This is a genomic window from Clostridioides sp. ES-W-0018-02 (assembly GCF_020658175.1).
Lineage (GTDB): Bacteria > Bacillota > Clostridia > Peptostreptococcales > Peptostreptococcaceae > Clostridioides.
In genome coordinates, this window is the sequence record NZ_JACVVY010000021.1 from 1 (window position 1) to 18,792 (window position 18,792).

The window sequence follows — 18,792 nt, forward strand, 5'->3', positions numbered from 1 at the left end:
GTGAACTATCTCTTTCAGCAATATCTAATTTCTTTTGAAGTTCCTCTATTTCTTTTGATTTATCATCATAATCACGCTGATAATCTGCTTTATCTCTAGCTTTATTGTAGGCTTCTTTTTCTTTATTAAGTGCATCAAGACGTTTTTTAAGTTCATCATCTATCTGTTTCTTACGTTCTTCAATTTGCTTTTCATAGACTTTAGTTATCTCATCTTCTATTTCTTTGGTAGTTTCTAACTTTTCTTTTAATGCTGCTTTAATTGTAGCATCTAACTTAGCCATTTCTTTTTCAGCATCAGGAATTTTATCCATCATTAAATCTAAATAAGCATCAACTAATTCTTTTGCTTCATCAAAGTTATCATTACTTTGAAACAGCTTATCTAGTTGTTGAATATAGTTAGTTATAGTACCATCATCTCTAAATTGAAATCCAAAGCCTTGAAGTTTACCTTTTATTTCATTTTGACTTTGTTTCATGTAAGCCGTAGTTTCGCCCATTTCTTTTTTCTGTTTTTCTAATAAATCTAGTTTTTGTTGAAGCAAATCATTTTTTTCAACTCCAAAAGCACTTCCCATCAGTACATCTAATAATTCAAGTTGATTATTTATATCTTCAACATCCCTACTCATAGATGTCCACTCAGATTCTTTGTGTAGCTTCCAAGCCTCATTTCTTAATTCTTGTTCAGCTTTCGCTATATCCTTTGTGGCATTTACTACTTCTTGTTTTTCTTCAACTACTTTTGGTAGTTCAGTAAACATGATATTTAAATATTCATCACAATATTTCTTAGTTTCATCCCAAGCTTTTTTAGCATCTTCATATTTCTTCTTAGTCTTATCAGATGCTTTCTCTTTATTTGCTTCTGCTTCAAGTTTAGCTAATTCTTTTTCTTTTTTTATAGATAACTCTTCATAATTTGTCATGTTTCCATCAGAGTTAAACTTGAAACCTTTATCACTCAATACCTTTTTAAATCTATTTGCTTCATCTTTTGCAAGAGATTCTTTTCTATTTAAAAGTCTTTCCTGCTCTTTATATAGTTCATTTTGTTTTTTAAGATAATTGAGTTTCTGCTCATTAGTAGCATTTTTCATTTGTTTATCTAACAAAGACAATTCATTTGTTACTTTTGAAAGTTGGTTCTCTAATTCTTTAAATAACTCTATTTCATATTTTATAATAGCATCAAAATTTTTATCTATTGGAGTGTCTTGAGTTAATGTTTTAAGAGCCTTTATTGGTGCTGTTGCTCTTGATAATGCTCTTGAGAATAATGATGGTTTTGTTACAGGAGTTTCGTCACTTATTGGTACTGGTTCTGATGTTCTAGGCTGAGTTGATAGATTAGCTGGAATTGGAGTTCCTCCAGTAACAGAGGTCTGCGTTCCATTATCTTTGTCTGAATTATTTCCGCCACCACCAGAAGAAGTATTTGTTACTTTATTAGTTACAAATGTGGTAGTAAATGTTCTTCCTGCATAGTTCTCTTTAAATGAATCTATCTTCCTCATTAAGCCACTAATATTTTTTGCTGCTTGTGCAGTATATGCATTAAATTTAGTTGTAATAGTCTTCCCACCATATTTATTTACATAACTTTGTACTTTGGCTAATAAACCAGATACATTCTTTGCTGCTTGTGCAGTTTCAGTTCTAAATACAAGTGTTGATACTTTTAATGATAAATATTGTTTTACTCTAGCTATAAGCCCTGATATATTTTTTGCTCCTTGAGAAGTTTCTGCATTAAGATTTATATTATAGTTATTTTGACCAAACTCTTTGGCTTGTTGTCCTAATGATGCTATTTTACTTGCAGTATCTTCTAATCCAATAGCTCCTACAACTGGTTCAACTTTTTCACTATTAAGCTCATCCATTTTTTGTTTAGTACTGTCTAATTCATCTTTCCCTTGATTGTTTAAAGAAAGTTCTACAACTTTTATAGGAGATATACCTTGTATAAATTCAGCAGTTTGTTCTACTTCTTCTTTACCCTCAGTTTTTACATCAACAGTTGGAGTAGCCGTCTTACCATTTAACTCATCCATCTTTTGTTCAGTATTATTAAGTCCTTCTTCATTAGTAACTTGAGGACTTACAATTGGAATATAAGACTCATTACCATGCTCATCCAATATTCTCATACATTGAATAACTTTTTCGCTATTATTAACTTGAGGATTTAAATTAGGAGTATATGTCTTATTGCCATTTTTATCTAATGTCTCTATACATTCAACTACTTGCGATTCTCCATTTACTTCTGCATTTACTAAAAGTTCAGCATTAATCCCATCTCCATTTTGAACCTTATCAATGGTTTCTTCAGCTTCATCTTTGCCCTCAGTTTTTACTGTAAGTTCTGCATTATGATTTCCTTTTGCTTCATCTAAATCTTCTTTAGTTTTTTCTACTTCTTCTTTACCCTTAACTTCTATACCTAGCATTTTTTTTATATTGTCAGGCAGATTATTTATGTCATTTATATCTTCTAATACACTTGGATTAGCAATGGCCATTTTTAAAATAGCAGTTTTTTTATCTGGATACTTTTCTATGAGTTGATTTACTTTATTTATCTCACTAGGATTATTTACTATAAAATTATATATTAAATCTTTTTGTCCTTCTGGAGTATTATTATAAAGCTCTGTAGCACTTTGTATCTTCTCAGGATTTTCAACCATAAATCTAAGTATTTGTTTCTTTTGTTTTCCATCCTTTAAGCTATCATATAGTTTGATTCCATCTTGCAATTTATCTGGATTCTCTGATGCAAATTCTAAAGCTAACTTTTTAGATTTACTATCAGATATTCCATTATAAAATTTCTCAAAGGAATCTAATTGCTCTGGATTTTTTACTATAAAGTCTACTGCAACTTTTTTATCCTTTTTATCCAATCCATCAAGTAAGTTTTTGATATTTCCTATCTTATTTATATTTATACTTCCATCATTTATTTTTCCCTGTATTGATTCTGGAAGTTTATCATATAATTCTTTTAATTTTTCTAACTTTTCATTACCTTCAACACCAACATTATATTGAAGTCTTTTATTTTCTGGGATTTTCTTAATTGCTTCATCTAAACTTTTAACTCCTTGAAAAGCATCTCCTGAATTATTTATAAAATCAATTTTCTTTTCAGCAGGAACTTTTTCTAATGCACTATTTAAAGCATTTAGAGATTCAACAGAACCAGATATACCTTTACTTTCTATAGCTTTTTTTAAAGAATCTTTTGTGATATTCTTTTTATCATCATCACTTTTATTTTCATTTTTATCTAAGATATCCTGTAAAGCTTTTTTAGCTTCTTTGGCTTCTTTTTCTATCTCTTTTCTATCTGTCTTAAAATCAATTGGTATTTTAGGTCTATTCTCTTCCTTTTGATAATATTCAGCTAATTCTTTTAACTCTTCTTTACTTATTATTTGATTTTCTCCAATTTTTATTGGAGCATTTATTTCTTTTGGTTTAACTTTACCATTAAATATATCATTTAATTGATTTGCCACATAGTCAGGAAGTTTACCTTCATTTTGAATTGTAGTTGATACCTTCATTAGTATTTGTTGCTCAAACTCAGTAGCATTGTTATCTTTGCCTAAAATACCTCGTATCATTTCTTTTACTTGTTTAGGAAGGTTGGTATGTGTTTCACCTTCATTAATTTTAATTAAAGATGATATATCAATTTTTCCATCAGGATTATTTATCGCTTCACTAATAAAATTGTTCAAATCATCAAATTGACTTTTAAGTTTTACTGCTATTCCATTTCCATTTTCAAACTCAGCCGTAGATGAATCATAAGAAACCAAAAACGCATGTAATGCTTCTGCCGTAGCAGTAGATTCTCCACGAATGTTCTGTAATCCTTTTTCCAAGAGTTTCGTATCTATTGGTTCTTTACCAGCAGCTACTAATGTTTTATTGATTTCTCTTCCTACTGCATCAACCGCATTGGCATATTCTACAGCGTCCCCACCAGCTTTATAATTTGTATTTGCCTCTTGCAGTCTTTTATTCCATTGTGCTAATTTAGGGTCGTTATCACTTATTATAGAACTCAATCTATCGAAACCTGATATAAGTACATCTTGTTCTGTAAGAGATATATCATGCCAATTAAATACATCCATTAGCTCATTGATTTGACTTTTAACATTATTTGTAGCATTTTTATAATTAGACTTTTCAGCTATTTTATCAAAAGATACTTGTTGTATTTCTGCTTCTGCAAGATTATATTCATCCATAAGTTCTTTTGCTTCTTGATTTTTCTCAGCAATTAAACTATTTCTTTTTTCATAAGCTTTTTTATATTCTTTTAATGATTTTTCAATTGATTTTGCTTTGATTCCATCACCTTTTCCAAAAGCTTTATCCAATTCTTTTTTATTCTTACTTAATTTTTCAATATATTTCGTGTCAAGAGCATCTATGTCTTCCTTTTGTTTAGGAGCTAAATTCATAGCGTTAAGACCAGTATTATATCTTTCAGTCTTTAAAAGCTCATTCTTTTCTTTAATGGCTAATTGTAATTTACCTATAGCCTCATCTAAAGAACCCGAAAATGCCAGTATGGGATTTCCCTCTTCATCATATCCAGCAACTAAATCAGGAGAAATATCGGCTATTTGCTTTTGTAACTGTTTAAATCTTTCAAGCTCATCAGATGTTTTATTAGTCTTATTATAAAGTTTATTATATTCTTCTGATAATGCTTTTAAACTTTGTTGTTGTTGAGATAATGTGCTAATTTCACTTTTAGTATTTTCTATATTTTCTCTATGCTTTTGAGCAGATATTTCATATCTTCTATTCCACTCATCATACTTTTGAATGAGCATTGTTATTCCAGATATAATCGCACCTATTGCAAATCCAGATAAAAGAGAACTTCCTATTGATGTCGCAAAGTTTTTAAACTTTGACCCCATACTCTTACCTAAATTAGATATTTCAGTAATAGAAGTTCTACCTGCTACTTTAAATTTATTCATAGCTCCTGTAGCACCATTTACTTCTTGCTTAACTTTACCATATGATGTTGCTAATTTTGATACCTTTTTTACACTTTCATCAGTGCCTTTATCAGCATTATTATTTATTGTAGTAGTCTGAGTTTGTGCTTTTTTCTCTTTGCTTTGTTGTCTTAATTTTTTTAGCATTGCAAATGATGTTATTGTAGCTGGTAATAGCATATCCATTTTATCTAAAGATTTTATAACTTTATCTATACCTTCAGATAAGCTGATTAATCCATCTAACATACCATATATCATATCAGAATTAGCTAATGTGCTAAATATAGACACCCAAGTTTCCTTTAAATGGTTTAATCTACCTGCAAGACTATCTAAGTATTGTTCATTTTCAGTCTCCAATCTGTTATCGTAAAGGCTTTTTATCCTCTACTTCTGGGAGTTTCCTCGCATTATAGTATGTCCTTTCATACTCAGTTCAGCATACATTTTCATCTTCAACATTACTTGTTAAGATGGTGAACACTCGTGGAGAGATTATATTTATTCACTCTCTATGCGTTACAGTTGTAAATAGCCTTACGCAATCTATTTACTTACCTCGGTATCAACATATCTAAGACTTAGCCTTCACCGATTTTGCTCACTCATAATATTAATTATTTCTAATTAACACGCCAAAAGTTTAGCACTACCAAACTGTAAACCTTGTGAAAATTCACTTCTTATTTCTTTAAAAGTCTCATAATTACCCATTAAGGATTGGAATATAGCAGCTTGTTGCTTCACATTGTTATCGTAAAGGCTTTTTATCCTCTACTTCTTATAGTTTCCTATAAGGTCAGCATATATTTTCTACTTAATTTAAGTAGTCGAACACTCGTGGGAATATTATTGTTTCCTTCTATCACTCAATTCCTATGCGTTACGGTTCTAGGTGGTATTCCTAGTTACCTCGGTATTAACATATTTAAAATAAACTTAGTCTTCACCGATTTTGCTCGATAATAATTCTAAATATCACTACTTAGAACGGCAAATAATTTACCTGCAATTGCTTCAGCTAATCCTTTTTGTTCATCCTCTCTAAGCTCATCCCATTTACTTTTGACCTCATCTAATACTTCAACCATATTTTTTAATTCGCCAGTATCTTTATTCTTATATATTGTAATACCAGCTATTTCTTTCAATCCCATTGCAGTTTTATTTCGATTATTATCCTATAGGCTTTTTATCCCATAGTTCTTATACTTTTCCATTGTATAAGTCTAGCATACATTTTCACCTACGACTTTACGTTTAGGTGGAGGAGGCTCGTGGTAGAATTATTGCTCTCATTTTGTCGCTCATCTACTATGCGTTACAAACAGTATTAGATATTACTGCTCTCGGTATTATCCTGTTGATGGAGGACTTCACCGATACACCCCTCTTATAATATTAAACATTTCTGTTTAACACGCCAATATTATTTAGCTCAAGATTTCCGTCTTTAGCATTTATTTTCATACCTGCTAAATTTATTGCAACACTTTTTAAACCATTACCTACTTTTTCTGGATTTTGTCGATATCTTCAATTAGGTTCGTTAATCCTAACCAGTTCTCTTATGAACTTCTTTATATCTCTATAAAGACGAGACTATATCTTCATCCTATAAGGATGCTCTCTGTTTCGATTCACTTGAATCTACATAATAGTCGTTGAACCTTCTCCCATACGGAGCTTGGATGCTGATTGTCCAATCTAACTAATTTTTAAACATTCACATTTATTGTTTCCAATTATGTTGTAGTTTAGTTAGCTCTAAGGAGTTTCCAGCAATTAAAAGAGTTTTTAACTATATATTACTATATAGTGCGACCTAATTTAATCGCTTCATTTGTCGCTGTTATCATACCAACTGTCGATTTCTTCACATAGATTCGTTACTTCTATGCAGTTCTCTTATGAACTTCTTTATATCTCTATAAAGACGAGACTATATCTTCATCCTATAAGGATGCTCCCCATTTCCATTCACTTGAATGTACGATTAGTCGTTGAACCTTCATCTGTTAAGATGCTTGGTTGCGGATTATCTAATCTTAAGTATTTTTACTCTACCTTTGGAGTTACCCATTGCCGCTAAGTATATTTCTATCTTAGTTTAGTAACTTAAGCTCTAAAGACTTTCCCGCAGTTAAAGGAGTTTTTAACTACATATTACTATGTAGTGCGACCTAATTTAATCGCCTAAACTGACACCGTATTCATGAAGTACTGAACCTCCACGTTTCATCGCTTCTGCAACACCTGCTGTTCCAATTGCATAGTTATTTCCTGCATAGTTTCAAATTGTTATCCTACAAGCTTTTTATCTTGTAGTTCTTACATTTCTTGTTCATGTAAGTTCAGCATATATTTTCATCTTCAGCACTATCTGTTAAGATGGAGGACACTCGTGGGAAAATTCTATTCTATACTATTTTAAACATAAAAATAGCATAGGTTCATTTCCTATGCGTTACGGTGATTAAAGTTTTTTAATTCTTCAATTTACCTCGGTGGTAACATCTCAGCCTTCACCGATTTTGCCCCCTCATAATATTAGAAATTTCTATCTAACACGCCAAACAATTTAGCATATCCATTGCAGCAGTTAATTCTGTTGTTTTCTTTGTGGTATTTCCAACCTGTACTTCCATTTCTTTAAGTGGTTCTATTCTAAATCCATTGATTATCGTATTCACCGCAGATGAACTGTCCTCAACAGACATATCTCCGACATTAGCTAAAATCATAGATTGCCTTGCGGCTGCTATACTTTCTTGCATACCCCCGATTCCAGCCTGTAAAGATGCTGCTATTGATTCTTGAACTTGTGATGTTGTCATTCCAACTTCTTTAGCCGTCTGATTAGCCTTATTTCTTATTTCATCCAGTTTTTGTACCGAATTTATGTCAACTGGGTCAGCAACCTTTTTTAAATCTGTCATAGTTGCATCTAATTCTTTATAAGTTGATACAACACCTCTTATTGCATTTTGTAATTGCATTGCCGCCATATTACCAAGTGTAAAGTAAGAAAAACTACGTGTAAAATCATTAAAAAATTTATTTACACCTTTTCCACTTGAACTTAATGCAGTAGTTGACTTATTCATATTATTTATAGCTCTTTGAATTTGTTCTAATTTACTAACTTTTTGGTCTAAGGGTAAATTAGCTAATTGCATTAATTCTTTTTCAAGCTTTTCGATTCCTGATGTTGACTGTCCTAGTTCTAATGCACTTTGTTTTAATCTTTTTAAATCAGATATCGCTTTGTCAAAATTAAATTGAAACTCTGATTTTGTCTTAGAAACATTGGCCGCACTTTGAACTTCTTTAAGCCTTAATTCTAAATTTTCTAAATCAGCAATTGCTTTTTTTAAATCATCTCCAGTTAAATTTTTTAAATCAAGACTTTTTAATTTTTCCGCTTGAGATAACAAACCTCCTAAAACATTCTTATCTGCATATTGATTTCCACTAAGTTGTTTTAGTTTATTTATAAAACCATCAACACTTTTTTGCATTGAGTTAAATTGAGATTCTACCTTAGAATTAATTTCAGGAATTTTAAAATTTGCAAATTCAGTTTGAATACTTTTTATATCCGTTAATAATTTAGACATTCCTCTAAATGTTAAATTCTCTAACTTTATATTTGATAGAGTTGATAACTTATTTAAAAATAAATCTAATGTTGCAATTTGGGCATTATCCAGATTTGCACTTTGTTTGAATTTAGATATTTGGTTCTGCATTCTTTGCATATCCGCTTGTGCTTTTTGAAAGGTTGATGCTAATGAACTCTTCATGGTTTCTGAAGCTGCATTATCTATATTTATTTTTCGTGGAACTGTTTTTAAGGCATTTCCCACAGAATTTATTTTTTCTTTAACTCTTGATAATTGTTGTTCTAGTTGTGCGTAAGATTGTATATTTGTTGTCTTAGAAAATTCTTTTTCCAATCTAGTTTTTTCATTCATCAAAGTTTTATACTGAGACAATAAATTATTAATACCATTATCAGCTATTTTAAATCCGCCTAAATCGGTTTTTACTCTTGATATGCCTGATAGTAAATTTGACATCCCTTTAAAGTCTAATGCTTTTAATTCTGTTTTTGATAATCTGTTTAATTCTGCTGAATATTTATTCAACTCACGTAGCTGAGTATCATCTAAAAATTTTGTTTGTTTGAATTTTTCAATCTGACTTTGAGTTTTTTGTATATCAGCCTGAGCTTTCTGAAATGTTGATGATAATGACCTTTGCATACTATCAAAAGCATTATCATTTACATTAGTTTTTTCTTTTAAATTGTCTAATGCAGAACCTAAATTTGTAATTTGGTTCATAGTCCTTGTTAATTGTCCATTTAATTCTGTATATGATTGAGTATTTGTAGTCTTGGACATTTGTTTTTCAATTGCATTTTTTTTGTTAATTAGCTTCTGATAATCTGATATCAGATTATTTACACCTGAATTAGAACTTTTAGCTGATTTACCACCAAATAATCCATTTTGGGTTTTTGCACTTAAAGCATTGATTTTAGTTAAAACACTTTCTAATTGTTTCAAATTGTTTAATGAAGATGTATTCATCTCCACATTTAACTTTATATTATTTTCTTTCGCTGAAGTCTGTAATGATTTCAGTTGGGCTTTAGCTTTTTCATCATCAAGTTCTATGCTGGTCTTAATTTTAAACTCTGACATTAAATCACACTCCTTTTTTTACATAAAATAGACAGTCAATTGACTGTCTATAAAATATTTCTATTTTAATTGTTCTGGTATTTCTTCATAAATCATATCCTGTATTTTTAAAGCAGAATTAAATAATTCATCACACTCTTCTTCATTATATTCTAATTTTTCACCTTGATTTAAAATGTTCTCATATATGTCCAATCCTTGATTTAAAATTTTTTTTACATTCAATGTTTTTTTTAAGACCTCTGCTTTTTCTTCTTTAGTCATATCTTTATAGTACTCATCGTTTTTGATTTCATATTTAACATACTTCTTTAGTCTATTTATATTTATATCATTTATAATCTTTCTTTTTTCCTTTAATGCTTCTTTAGCTTTATTCAGCGTTTTTTCATCAAAGGTAACTTTCACTACTCTTCTATTAGTTATATCCCCCTCAAATTCTCTATTATCATTTTCATGATAAACCCCTTTAAATATTTCATCATACCACTCCCAAATAATATCATCAAGAATTTTTTCTAAGTTACTATATTCTTTTTCACACTTAGCTAATTCTTCATCAGATAAATCATCATTACATCCTACAACTCCAAATCCTAAAACACCAATCATTAAAATCAATAATATCTTCTTAAACATAATATTCCCCCATTCTGATATATTAATTATATCAATAATATATAAACATTGACATTATATTATTGAAATGAAAGTGCATAATCACCATCTTTATTATATACATCTATTTTTTGTTCCAATCTAACTATATATGAACTAAAATCTATATAATTTTCTTTTGAAGAGGTGTTGTCTAATTTAAAAGACCTTATTATATTCTTTATAGTTTCTTTTTGTTCAGATGTCATCTCATCTATAATTAAAATTATGTTTATGTTCATTTTAAAAGATTTTCTTAATTCACTTTCAAAATCTCTATATATAGCCATTTGCTTTATATTTGGGTTCAATTCTTTCATCCATCGGATAATTTTCTCATTCACTTGTTCATTAGATTCAACATATGTCATTATTTTTTCTATCCAACTTTTAATAGTTTTATCTCTAAGTTTATTATCTGTAATAATACTAAATGCAGATGCAAATCTCATTAATTGCGGAATTACTTGACCATTTAAATAAGTAAACTTTTCTGACGCTCTTACTTTACCCTCTCCATAACATTCGTATTCTATTAGATTTAATTTTAGTGGAGCTTTTTTAGAACTTTTATCATATGAAATCAGTAACGCATCAGGAATACTTTTAATTCCTTTTATATTTTCTGAATTATCATTTTTTACTCCTGATGTTGAAAATGCCCTATTTTCAGATATTAACACACTGTTTTCTTCTGTAAAAGGAAATAATTGATAAAAATGTTTAGTAACCAAAGGTTCTAATCCTCTTTGAATGTCAGTTTCACTTTTAAAATTTATAGTTTGAAAAGTCCCCATAATCTTAATTTCTTCCTCTGTATCAACTATTGTTTTCTCATCTACATCATCTTCAGAATTATTATTTATTTTACTATCTATATATTCATAAATATCACATATTTTTTTAGTTTTATTAGCTTTGAATTTTTTATTTAATAAATTAATAGCCTTCTTATCATTAAATGGTTTAGAACCAATTAAAAATTTTAACCCCCATCTATCGTGACATTCTTTTAAAATATTTAGATTAAATGGCTTACAGTATTCCATTTTTTCTACTCTAAAGCAATGCTTATATTTTTCTACATCTTCCCAATTAGGTCTATAATCCGTTATATCTCCTAGTAATCCTCTCGCACCACAATAACTCGTTTTATCTATTCTTACAGCAAAATAAATTATATCACCTTTATTTTGTCCTCTTTTAGTAAAACCAGCTATACTTTCATTTATACATAAATAGTAATTATCTATTATATCTCCACAATGTAACACTCTTGTGTCTCCCATAAATTTTCCTCCTATACTCTGATACTTTAATTATATCAAGTCTAAAGGAAAATTTATACTACAAAAGGAAATAGAAGTAAAACTCCTATTTCCACAACATCATTTACTCAAATATTTATTTATATCTTCTTTATTAGCTTCTTCTATGTAGTCTATCATACATATTGGAATATCCCTACTCCTAGAAACATCTCCAATTTCTTCTACTCTTATCTTCTCATTTCTTACACTTTTTAATATTCCAATAAATCCATAATATTCATGGTCATATATAGCATATATTTTACCTATCTCAACCATAACTCCTTTTATGTAATCATTATTTATCATGAATCTTTTAAGTACTTTATTATTTTCTTTCAATATCTTATTCACAAAATATATCTGACCTTTCCCAGTTACAACAGGTGTTTGTCTAATTACAGTATTTCCATCTTTATCTATACCAGTACTCTCAGAAATCTCTAATACTTTCAAATCCATTGACTTCTGAGTTGGAGAATTGTGGTCAGCTCTTTTCTTTCTAATCAGATATTCGTTATTTCTCATCCACTCAAATAATCTATTTTGTCCTATATCAACACCATTCTGATTTAATATCTTAGATAATTGAGCAATTAGGATTGAGCTTGACGACCCCTCTATAGCATTAGCTAGTTCAAGTTTAGGTTTATTTTTCTCTTGCTCTACTCTTAATTTCTCTTTAGTAGCTCTTTCTTTTTTAAGTTCTGTGAGTAACTGTATAGTCCAGTCTGGGTCATTAATTGCCTTCTCTAATGCTTCATTAGTCATATATGCTCCATGTTTTCTTATGCTTGGCAATACTTCTGTTCTTAACCATTTTCTAAATTTTATACCAACTGGTTTATTAGTATACTGCAAAAATCCATATAAACCGTCTTCATAAAAAATTGTTATACTTCTAGCTTTATTACTAACTATATTGTTTGCGACTACATTTAATGTAGTTACAAAATCATTAAATTCATTTCCTTTCAATACATCATACTCTTGTTCAATCCCAAATTCTTCTGCTTTTATGCAATCCTGTATTGTTTTTGAAGAATCTGCATAACCAAATAATCCCGCTATTTGATTCGCAATCCAACAAGGCTTATCTTTCCATACAAAAGTATAAATTTGCTTTCCATCAAACTCTTTTACTAATATTTGTTCCACACTTTGATTAATTATTTCCATAATTAATGCCTCCTTATATATTGTTTTTTCTATAAGGAATGGTATATAATAGTTATTAATATAGGATTATATACCTAAGGGGCTATTCAAACTTTGCAGGGGAGAATAGCCCCTTTTCCTATCCTTATTTTTATAACATTTAGTATTGTAATAATACTCATTGTTATATTTGTATTATATTACCAACATTTTGTTATGTCAAGTATATATTTCATAACATTTTGTGTTATAATATAAATATAGGAGGTCTTAGAACATGATTGGAGCAAAATTAAAACAACTTAGAATTAAAAATAACTTAAAACAGTCCGATTTAGCAAAGATATTAGATATAACACAAGGAGCTATAGGTATGTATGAAAATGACCAAAGAACACCACCAGCAGAATCTATAGTTAAACTAGCTGAATACTTTAATGTCACTACAGATTATCTTCTAGGTCATACTAAAACTAGTTATTCAGTCAATGCAAATATACCTGGTATGCCATCAATTGTATGCGAAGATACTTCCATCTATGATATAGTTGATGAAGAAAAAGACATTGAATCTTTAGAAGACATAAATAAATTGTTAGAAAACACTGATTGCAATGATGAAGTCAAAGAAGTTCTTAGAAAATATATTCAGCTAAATGAAGTGGATAGAAAAGTTATAGAGAGAATTGTAGATAATGCATATGAACGATTAAAAGAGGAGGATTAATATATACCTCTTTTTTTTTGTAATGTAGTGGTCCAATGTTGAAATTCCAACATGTGTCCATAGTGGACACACTTTTATTTTTAAAAGTTGCTAAATGCAACATCTGAATTTATTTGATTATTTTATATTAAATTAAAAGGAGCAACCAATCTGGTTACACCTCCATTATAGTACTCACTACTTTTTAAACTTAAGGCTAGTTAGGAGCTATAGAATATCATATTATAATAATCAATTCAATGATAAACCATTCCAGTAAATCATCAACCCTCAAGTAATAGCTCCTCAATCCTATCACACTCAAACATTAAAATAAGCACTTATGGTAGCTAAACACCGAACAAAATGTGCAAATTATGCACACTTGTTGAAATTCCAACACTTTCAGTATAAAAAATCAACCTCTTATATTCGATTCTAAGCAATCAAGGTATAAACACAAGTAATCATTCTCAGAAAGCCTTAGAGAATCTTACACGAGGTTAATTTCTTAAGCAGTCTTTCATTTCTTTCTATCTCCTTTTGACTTGGCCTATTAAATACTTGCCTTATAAATAATTCAGCATCTTTACCTGATAATTCAGGCGTTGCTTGTATTGGTTTAATTTTATATTTATTCATATTATCACCTACACATTTATACAATAAAAATAATCCTCTATTAGCAAAATAACAGAAGATTATCTCTTTTCTTTCTCTTCTTTTAAGTCTGTTGCAAGTCTTATGATTGTGTCTGGATTAGATAATATTTCTTCTATCTTTGTGTCAGTTAGATATGCTCCATGTTTACGGATAGTTGGTATTACATCTGTAGCTAACCATTTTTAAAATTTTAATGCTGCTTCATTTTTAGCTTTCATTCCTAATATATAGAAAAGTGACTCTGGTATGTAATCATCTTTCGTCCACAAGTGGTCGAAACCAAACTCCTTAGAAAACTCATTCATTCTTTTCCATCTTACTGATTTGTATTCTTTTTCACCTTTTCTCTCTGCCTTGCACCATCCAAATCCTATAGCTGTGTCTTCAGCATTGACACCTATACTTCCATCCTCATAACTTATAGTTCTAACACCCATCCCCAACTCTTTATTTCTAAATACTTCTACTTTAACTTCATTTTGATTCATTGAATCCCACCTTTCAATTTATATTATTATTACTGTATTTTTATTATAATATATATCTTATTATATCGTAACTACTTTTTGAAAAAGATGGAATTTTTTTGAATCATCTTATGATTTTCTGTATCTTATAAACAATGTTCTTTGTCATACATTGTTAAATGTATTTGTATCAACCAATGTTATTGTACATTGTGAGACGATTCTAAGCCACCCATATGGGCCAATCAACTAAACCACCTATCTAGGTCAAATTATTCTACTGGCACACCTAATTCATTCATTTTAGATTTAAAGCACTTTGGTATCTTAGTTATCACTTTAGCTTCACTTTCACTCATTATATTTGTCTTGGGTCTAAAGTTAGGTTCTTTTCTAGTACCACCAGCTCCCCAAACCTTCCCTATTTCTAGCCTTTCAATTGGAAATGCTGGGTTTTTACTAAATGCATCAAACCATCTTCCGTTATTCTGTATTTCGGAGACAACAGAATTAGAGGAAAGCTCTGTTACATCTACAGAATTTAATAAGTCATAAGTTCTACCACCCCATAAATCAGGACGCCAAACACCTTGAGGGGTATATCCAGAATAAACTTGCCTATCTATTTCTTCTTTCATTATCTCTTTCATCTTTTTACCAACTTCAGGCATAGAAGCTTTAATTTGATTATTAGTATAGGCAACTAACTCATCTAAAGACTTAAATACCATTTAATTCACTACCTTATCTTTGATATTATTAATTTTTTCAATTTCCTCAGTCTCTTTGAGTACTCTACCTTGTAATATATCATTTTTCAACTGACCTAATTTAATCTCAGTATTCATTAGTAAGGATGCAGTTAATTCATTTTCTATTTGACCTATATAATACATCACAGTTTCTAATTCACTAGATATATTACCATTTATTAAATCTTCTATTTCAATATTTAATTCTATATTGGTCAATTTATCAACCAACATTTTAAGAATATCTTCTTGAGACAATGCTAAATCTGGATTTTCCATACCAACCCATATTTTATTTAATATCTCTTCCTTAGTTTTCTTATCAGGATTTCTAACCTCTATGTACTCCTCTTTACCATTCTCATCTACAATAGGTATAATAGCTCTAACCTCATCTTGCATTAATTTATCTACTTGTATCTTATTCATATCTATCTCTCCCTTATTTTATTATTGGATATTTACACTTAATAGAAACTTTACAGTTTCCAGTAAATTTCAATATATTTACACCTCTTCTTAACCTAATCCACTTTCTATTAACAAAATTAAATCTATTCTCTCCATTGTCATTTAAAACAGTATAGTATAAATTATCTATTGTTATTTTCTCATTTAATTCTAATCCAGTTATAACTAAACTATCTTCTTCCTTATCACTTATAGTAGAATTTCTAATAGTTATATCTCCTTCTTTTAAACACTCAATATCAATTACTGGGGCATATTCTTCATCTACATTAGATACATTATTTAGTTTAATTTCCCTTGTATCTTTAACAGTTATTGATTTCTGGAAATTTCTATATGCATAATTCGTATAGGGCTGAAACTCTATTTCCAATACACCTTTCTTATCTTTTGTATACTTTTTTGTTATCTTTCTTGCCTTCAAATAATAAATTTCTTCTATATTGTCAAAGGATATAAATGGTTTAAATTCTCTCTGCCAAAACCAATTACATATATTCTCTAAAGTATAATCATCCCACTCATAAGCCTCTCCATGTTCACTACACAAACAGAATTGTAATGTTATGGGTTCAATAGTAGTTTCATCCTCCGAGTAACAAGGATTCTTATTAAAAGTATTATCAGATTTAATTGCTTCTTCATAAGGTAACCCATATTCATTTAAAATATCATCATCACCCAATGTAACCAACTTGATGTTCATAGATTCGCTTGAGATATTATCAAATAAAAACTTATCATCTAAAAATACCAATTTATCACCTTCTTTCATTTTTTTAAGTTCAAATCCGATTAAAATTATATTTAAACGTAAAAAAATAACCCCTACTCAATTAAGAGTAGGGCAATTCACTATTTCTTAGATTTAACATCCTTTTCATCTATTAATTCAGCACCTAACATAGAGGCCATTCTAACAGGGCTAACATCTTCATTTCCAACAAATGCAAATGTTACATATTCTTTATTTTCATCTGGTAAAACATCTAGCGTCATATTAAATCCAGATGGATTTTCAGCAGTAAGATTTAATTCTATACTTCTTTGTGCTTTAGCATTTGGAATAGTCATGTATAATACCATATATTCACCATCAGCAGTTTTAGCCATAACATCTGCCTCTACTACATAGTTTGGAGCAGTAGATTCTTCTTTTATTTTTATAACTTTTGCTTTTGGTAACTCTTCTAAATAAAATACTGCTACCTTATCTCCTGCATTAAAATCAGCAGTAGATATTGTTATCTCCGTATTAGAACCTGTTACAGTTGAAGTAAATTGTAATTTCTTAACTAAAGATATACCATCTTTTTCAACACTATATACAGATATACTATTAGTGACTGGTTTTACATTTTCTAAAGTAACTTTCTTAGTACTATCAGAAGTTAATAGTTTTCTTTTACCAACCTTAGCAGATTCTTCAACCATATCAGAGGCTAATAGCATTGCTAGTTGTGGCATTTGTATTACCTCTTGTTCGAGCGCTAAACTACAAGTCACGCTGCCGTCAAAGGCAATGGCATTTGCACCTTTAGCTTTTGCATATACACTTTCTGAATCTAATTTAAAGTTAAAAGCATTTAAATCTGCTGTATAAAAAAGTGGTTCTCCAGTTGTTTTATTTTTTACTATTATATTACTTGCATCTTTTATCGCAAATCTCATTATTTAATCATCCTCTCATTTTTACATAAAAATAACACTGCTATTTAACAGTGCTAGTTTGTATTTTTATTTCTTTAGACCAATGCTTAATCTTATCTGCCTCAACTTGGTATTTAAATGACCTTGCAAATCCCAAACTTTCATCATAATTTTTAAATTGTATTTTGGTCTTGTAGACGTTAATCAGTTGCCAATAAGTCATTTTTAGAATAACATCTATTGGTACATATCCATCTATGTTTTGAACTACATTTATATAATCACATAGATGATAGGCTTCCTTTTCTCTTTTTTTTCTTTCTTTTTCTTTAAAGTGTTCAATTAACCTTTTTTCTCTCTCAGAACCAGTATTTTCAACCCATTTATCCTCATCATTTTCAAGATTTTTTTTATCAATACAAAACATCTCTAAAATTAAATCTGATACTAGTCCAAAATCTTCTCTACTTATAAAAGCATTTTTCTTTTTATCCTCTGATTTGATTAAAATGCCAATTTTAATATTATTCATATACTCAATATTTTTAATGTCAGTTTTATATAATATAGATAAAGATTTTTTTATTTTATCACTAAGTAATTCAACTTTCTCAGAAGAGTTTTTCCTTGATGTTAACATCATTAAATCTAAGATGGGTATAGTGTCATATTTACATTTTAGTTCAAATGATTCCTCGTTACATAGCTGAGAATAACTCTTCTCAAGTATTAGAAACGGGTTGACCATCTCTAAATTAGCCATATCTGAATTAATAAGCTCTTCAATAGTAGGTTGATATACAGTTCCTAATGTTTCACCTAGTTTAATTGGCAACCCTGTAATATAATAATTCTCTAACATTACATATCACCAAAACTTTCAGCAGATACAGTTATAACAAATCCATTATAATCAGTACTTAAATTATACATCTGATATACATTTTCTAGCTTAATCTTACCTATACCAGCTATTTCCTCATTTTGAGTCATTATATCGACTATGCAACACATCAACGCAACATCTCTTAGGCCATTTGCTGTATCTTGGCATTCATCATGACAAACAACGCCAATTTCTATCTTTGTTTTTTTAACTGTTCTACTTCCCTCAGAACATGGTCTATACTCTGACATAATTATGAAAACTGATATATCTGCTTCTTTTAATACTTTTTCCACCCTTCTATTTAAAAATA

General features: G+C 29.4%; 15 protein-coding genes. 1 reads left to right on the forward strand and 14 read right to left on the reverse strand.

Annotated features, from left to right (window positions below; translation table 11 throughout):
• From IC219_RS20435 to IC219_RS20460, 6 genes are all read right to left on the reverse strand, one after another.
• Window positions 1-5,407 (reverse strand): hypothetical protein (locus IC219_RS20435; RefSeq protein ID WP_227861672.1); only part of this gene is annotated, 5,407 nt, incomplete at its 3' end.
• Window positions 5,408-6,018: 611 nt separating this feature from the next.
• On the reverse strand, window positions 6,019-6,198 hold the full coding sequence (locus IC219_RS20440; protein WP_227861673.1) for a hypothetical protein: 180 nt from the start codon (window positions 6,196-6,198) through the stop codon (window positions 6,019-6,021).
• A 1,413-nt stretch (window positions 6,199-7,611) separates the two neighbouring features.
• Window positions 7,612-9,759 carry a hypothetical protein gene (locus IC219_RS20445; protein WP_227831957.1) on the reverse strand — a complete coding sequence of 716 codons (2,148 nt, stop codon included), beginning with the start codon at window positions 9,757-9,759 and terminating at the stop codon, window positions 7,612-7,614.
• Window positions 9,760-9,819: 60 nt separating this feature from the next.
• Window positions 9,820-10,398 (reverse strand): hypothetical protein, encoded by a 579-nt coding sequence (locus IC219_RS20450; RefSeq protein WP_227853473.1) that lies wholly within the window; start codon window positions 10,396-10,398, stop codon window positions 9,820-9,822.
• A gap of 59 nt (window positions 10,399-10,457) precedes the next feature.
• Window positions 10,458-11,705: a hypothetical protein gene (locus tag IC219_RS20455; protein WP_227831955.1), complete on the reverse strand. Its 1,248-nt coding sequence runs from the start codon at window positions 11,703-11,705 to the stop codon at window positions 10,458-10,460.
• Window positions 11,706-11,804: 99 nt separating this feature from the next.
• Window positions 11,805-12,905: a phage antirepressor KilAC domain-containing protein gene (locus IC219_RS20460; RefSeq protein ID WP_227853474.1), complete on the reverse strand. Its 1,101-nt coding sequence runs from the start codon at window positions 12,903-12,905 to the stop codon at window positions 11,805-11,807.
• Window positions 12,906-13,161: 256 nt separating this feature from the next.
• Between IC219_RS20460 and IC219_RS20465 the strand changes: the two genes are divergently transcribed.
• Entirely contained in the window at window positions 13,162-13,611 is a 450-nt protein-coding gene (locus IC219_RS20465) for a helix-turn-helix domain-containing protein (RefSeq protein WP_227853475.1), read from the forward strand.
• Window positions 13,612-14,073: 462 nt separating this feature from the next.
• Here IC219_RS20465 and IC219_RS20470 read toward each other — a convergent pair whose 3' ends face one another.
• From IC219_RS20470 to IC219_RS20505, 8 genes are all read right to left on the reverse strand, one after another.
• On the reverse strand, window positions 14,074-14,256 hold the full coding sequence (locus IC219_RS20470; protein WP_227853476.1) for a hypothetical protein: 183 nt from the start codon (window positions 14,254-14,256) through the stop codon (window positions 14,074-14,076).
• A gap of 179 nt (window positions 14,257-14,435) precedes the next feature.
• Window positions 14,436-14,741 carry a hypothetical protein gene (locus IC219_RS20475; protein ID WP_227853477.1) on the reverse strand — a complete coding sequence of 102 codons (306 nt, stop codon included), beginning with the start codon at window positions 14,739-14,741 and terminating at the stop codon, window positions 14,436-14,438.
• Window positions 14,742-14,992: 251 nt separating this feature from the next.
• A complete protein-coding gene (locus tag IC219_RS20480) occupies window positions 14,993-15,451 on the reverse strand; it encodes a hypothetical protein (RefSeq protein ID WP_227853478.1) in 459 nt (152 codons plus the stop codon).
• On the reverse strand, window positions 15,452-15,901 hold the full coding sequence (locus tag IC219_RS20485) for a hypothetical protein (protein ID WP_227853479.1): 450 nt from the start codon (window positions 15,899-15,901) through the stop codon (window positions 15,452-15,454).
• A 13-nt stretch (window positions 15,902-15,914) separates the two neighbouring features.
• Complete coding sequence (locus tag IC219_RS20490) at window positions 15,915-16,700, reverse strand: phage tail domain-containing protein (protein WP_227861674.1); 786 nt, start codon at window positions 16,698-16,700, stop codon at window positions 15,915-15,917.
• A 98-nt stretch (window positions 16,701-16,798) separates the two neighbouring features.
• Window positions 16,799-17,614 carry a hypothetical protein gene (locus IC219_RS20495; RefSeq protein WP_227436947.1) on the reverse strand — a complete coding sequence of 272 codons (816 nt, stop codon included), beginning with the start codon at window positions 17,612-17,614 and terminating at the stop codon, window positions 16,799-16,801.
• Window positions 17,615-17,654: 40 nt separating this feature from the next.
• On the reverse strand, window positions 17,655-18,455 hold the full coding sequence (locus IC219_RS20500; RefSeq protein ID WP_227853499.1) for a hypothetical protein: 801 nt from the start codon (window positions 18,453-18,455) through the stop codon (window positions 17,655-17,657).
• Window positions 18,455-18,792: hypothetical protein (locus IC219_RS20505; protein WP_227853500.1), on the reverse strand; the 338-nt coding region annotated here is incomplete at its 5' end. The genes IC219_RS20500 and IC219_RS20505, both read right to left, overlap by 1 nt.

Bases quoted from the DNA above. Each gene is read 5' to 3' on its own strand.
- IC219_RS20445 (WP_227831957.1), bottom strand. From the start codon at position 9,759: ATGTCAGAGTTTAAAATTAAGACCAGCATAGAACTTGATGATGAAAAA.
- IC219_RS20450 (WP_227853473.1), bottom strand. From the start codon at position 10,398: ATGTTTAAGAAGATATTATTGATTTTAATGATTGGTGTTTTAGGATTT.
- IC219_RS20455 (WP_227831955.1), bottom strand. From the start codon at position 11,705: ATGGGAGACACAAGAGTGTTACATTGTGGAGATATAATAGATAATTAC.
- IC219_RS20460 (WP_227853474.1), bottom strand. From the start codon at position 12,905: ATGGAAATAATTAATCAAAGTGTGGAACAAATATTAGTAAAAGAGTTT.
- IC219_RS20465 (WP_227853475.1), top strand. From the start codon at position 13,162: ATGATTGGAGCAAAATTAAAACAACTTAGAATTAAAAATAACTTAAAA.
- IC219_RS20475 (WP_227853477.1), bottom strand. From the start codon at position 14,741: ATGAATCAAAATGAAGTTAAAGTAGAAGTATTTAGAAATAAAGAGTTG.
- IC219_RS20480 (WP_227853478.1), bottom strand. From the start codon at position 15,451: ATGGTATTTAAGTCTTTAGATGAGTTAGTTGCCTATACTAATAATCAA.
- IC219_RS20485 (WP_227853479.1), bottom strand. From the start codon at position 15,901: ATGAATAAGATACAAGTAGATAAATTAATGCAAGATGAGGTTAGAGCT.
- IC219_RS20495 (WP_227436947.1), bottom strand. From the start codon at position 17,614: ATGAGATTTGCGATAAAAGATGCAAGTAATATAATAGTAAAAAATAAA.
- IC219_RS20500 (WP_227853499.1), bottom strand. From the start codon at position 18,455: ATGTTAGAGAATTATTATATTACAGGGTTGCCAATTAAACTAGGTGAA.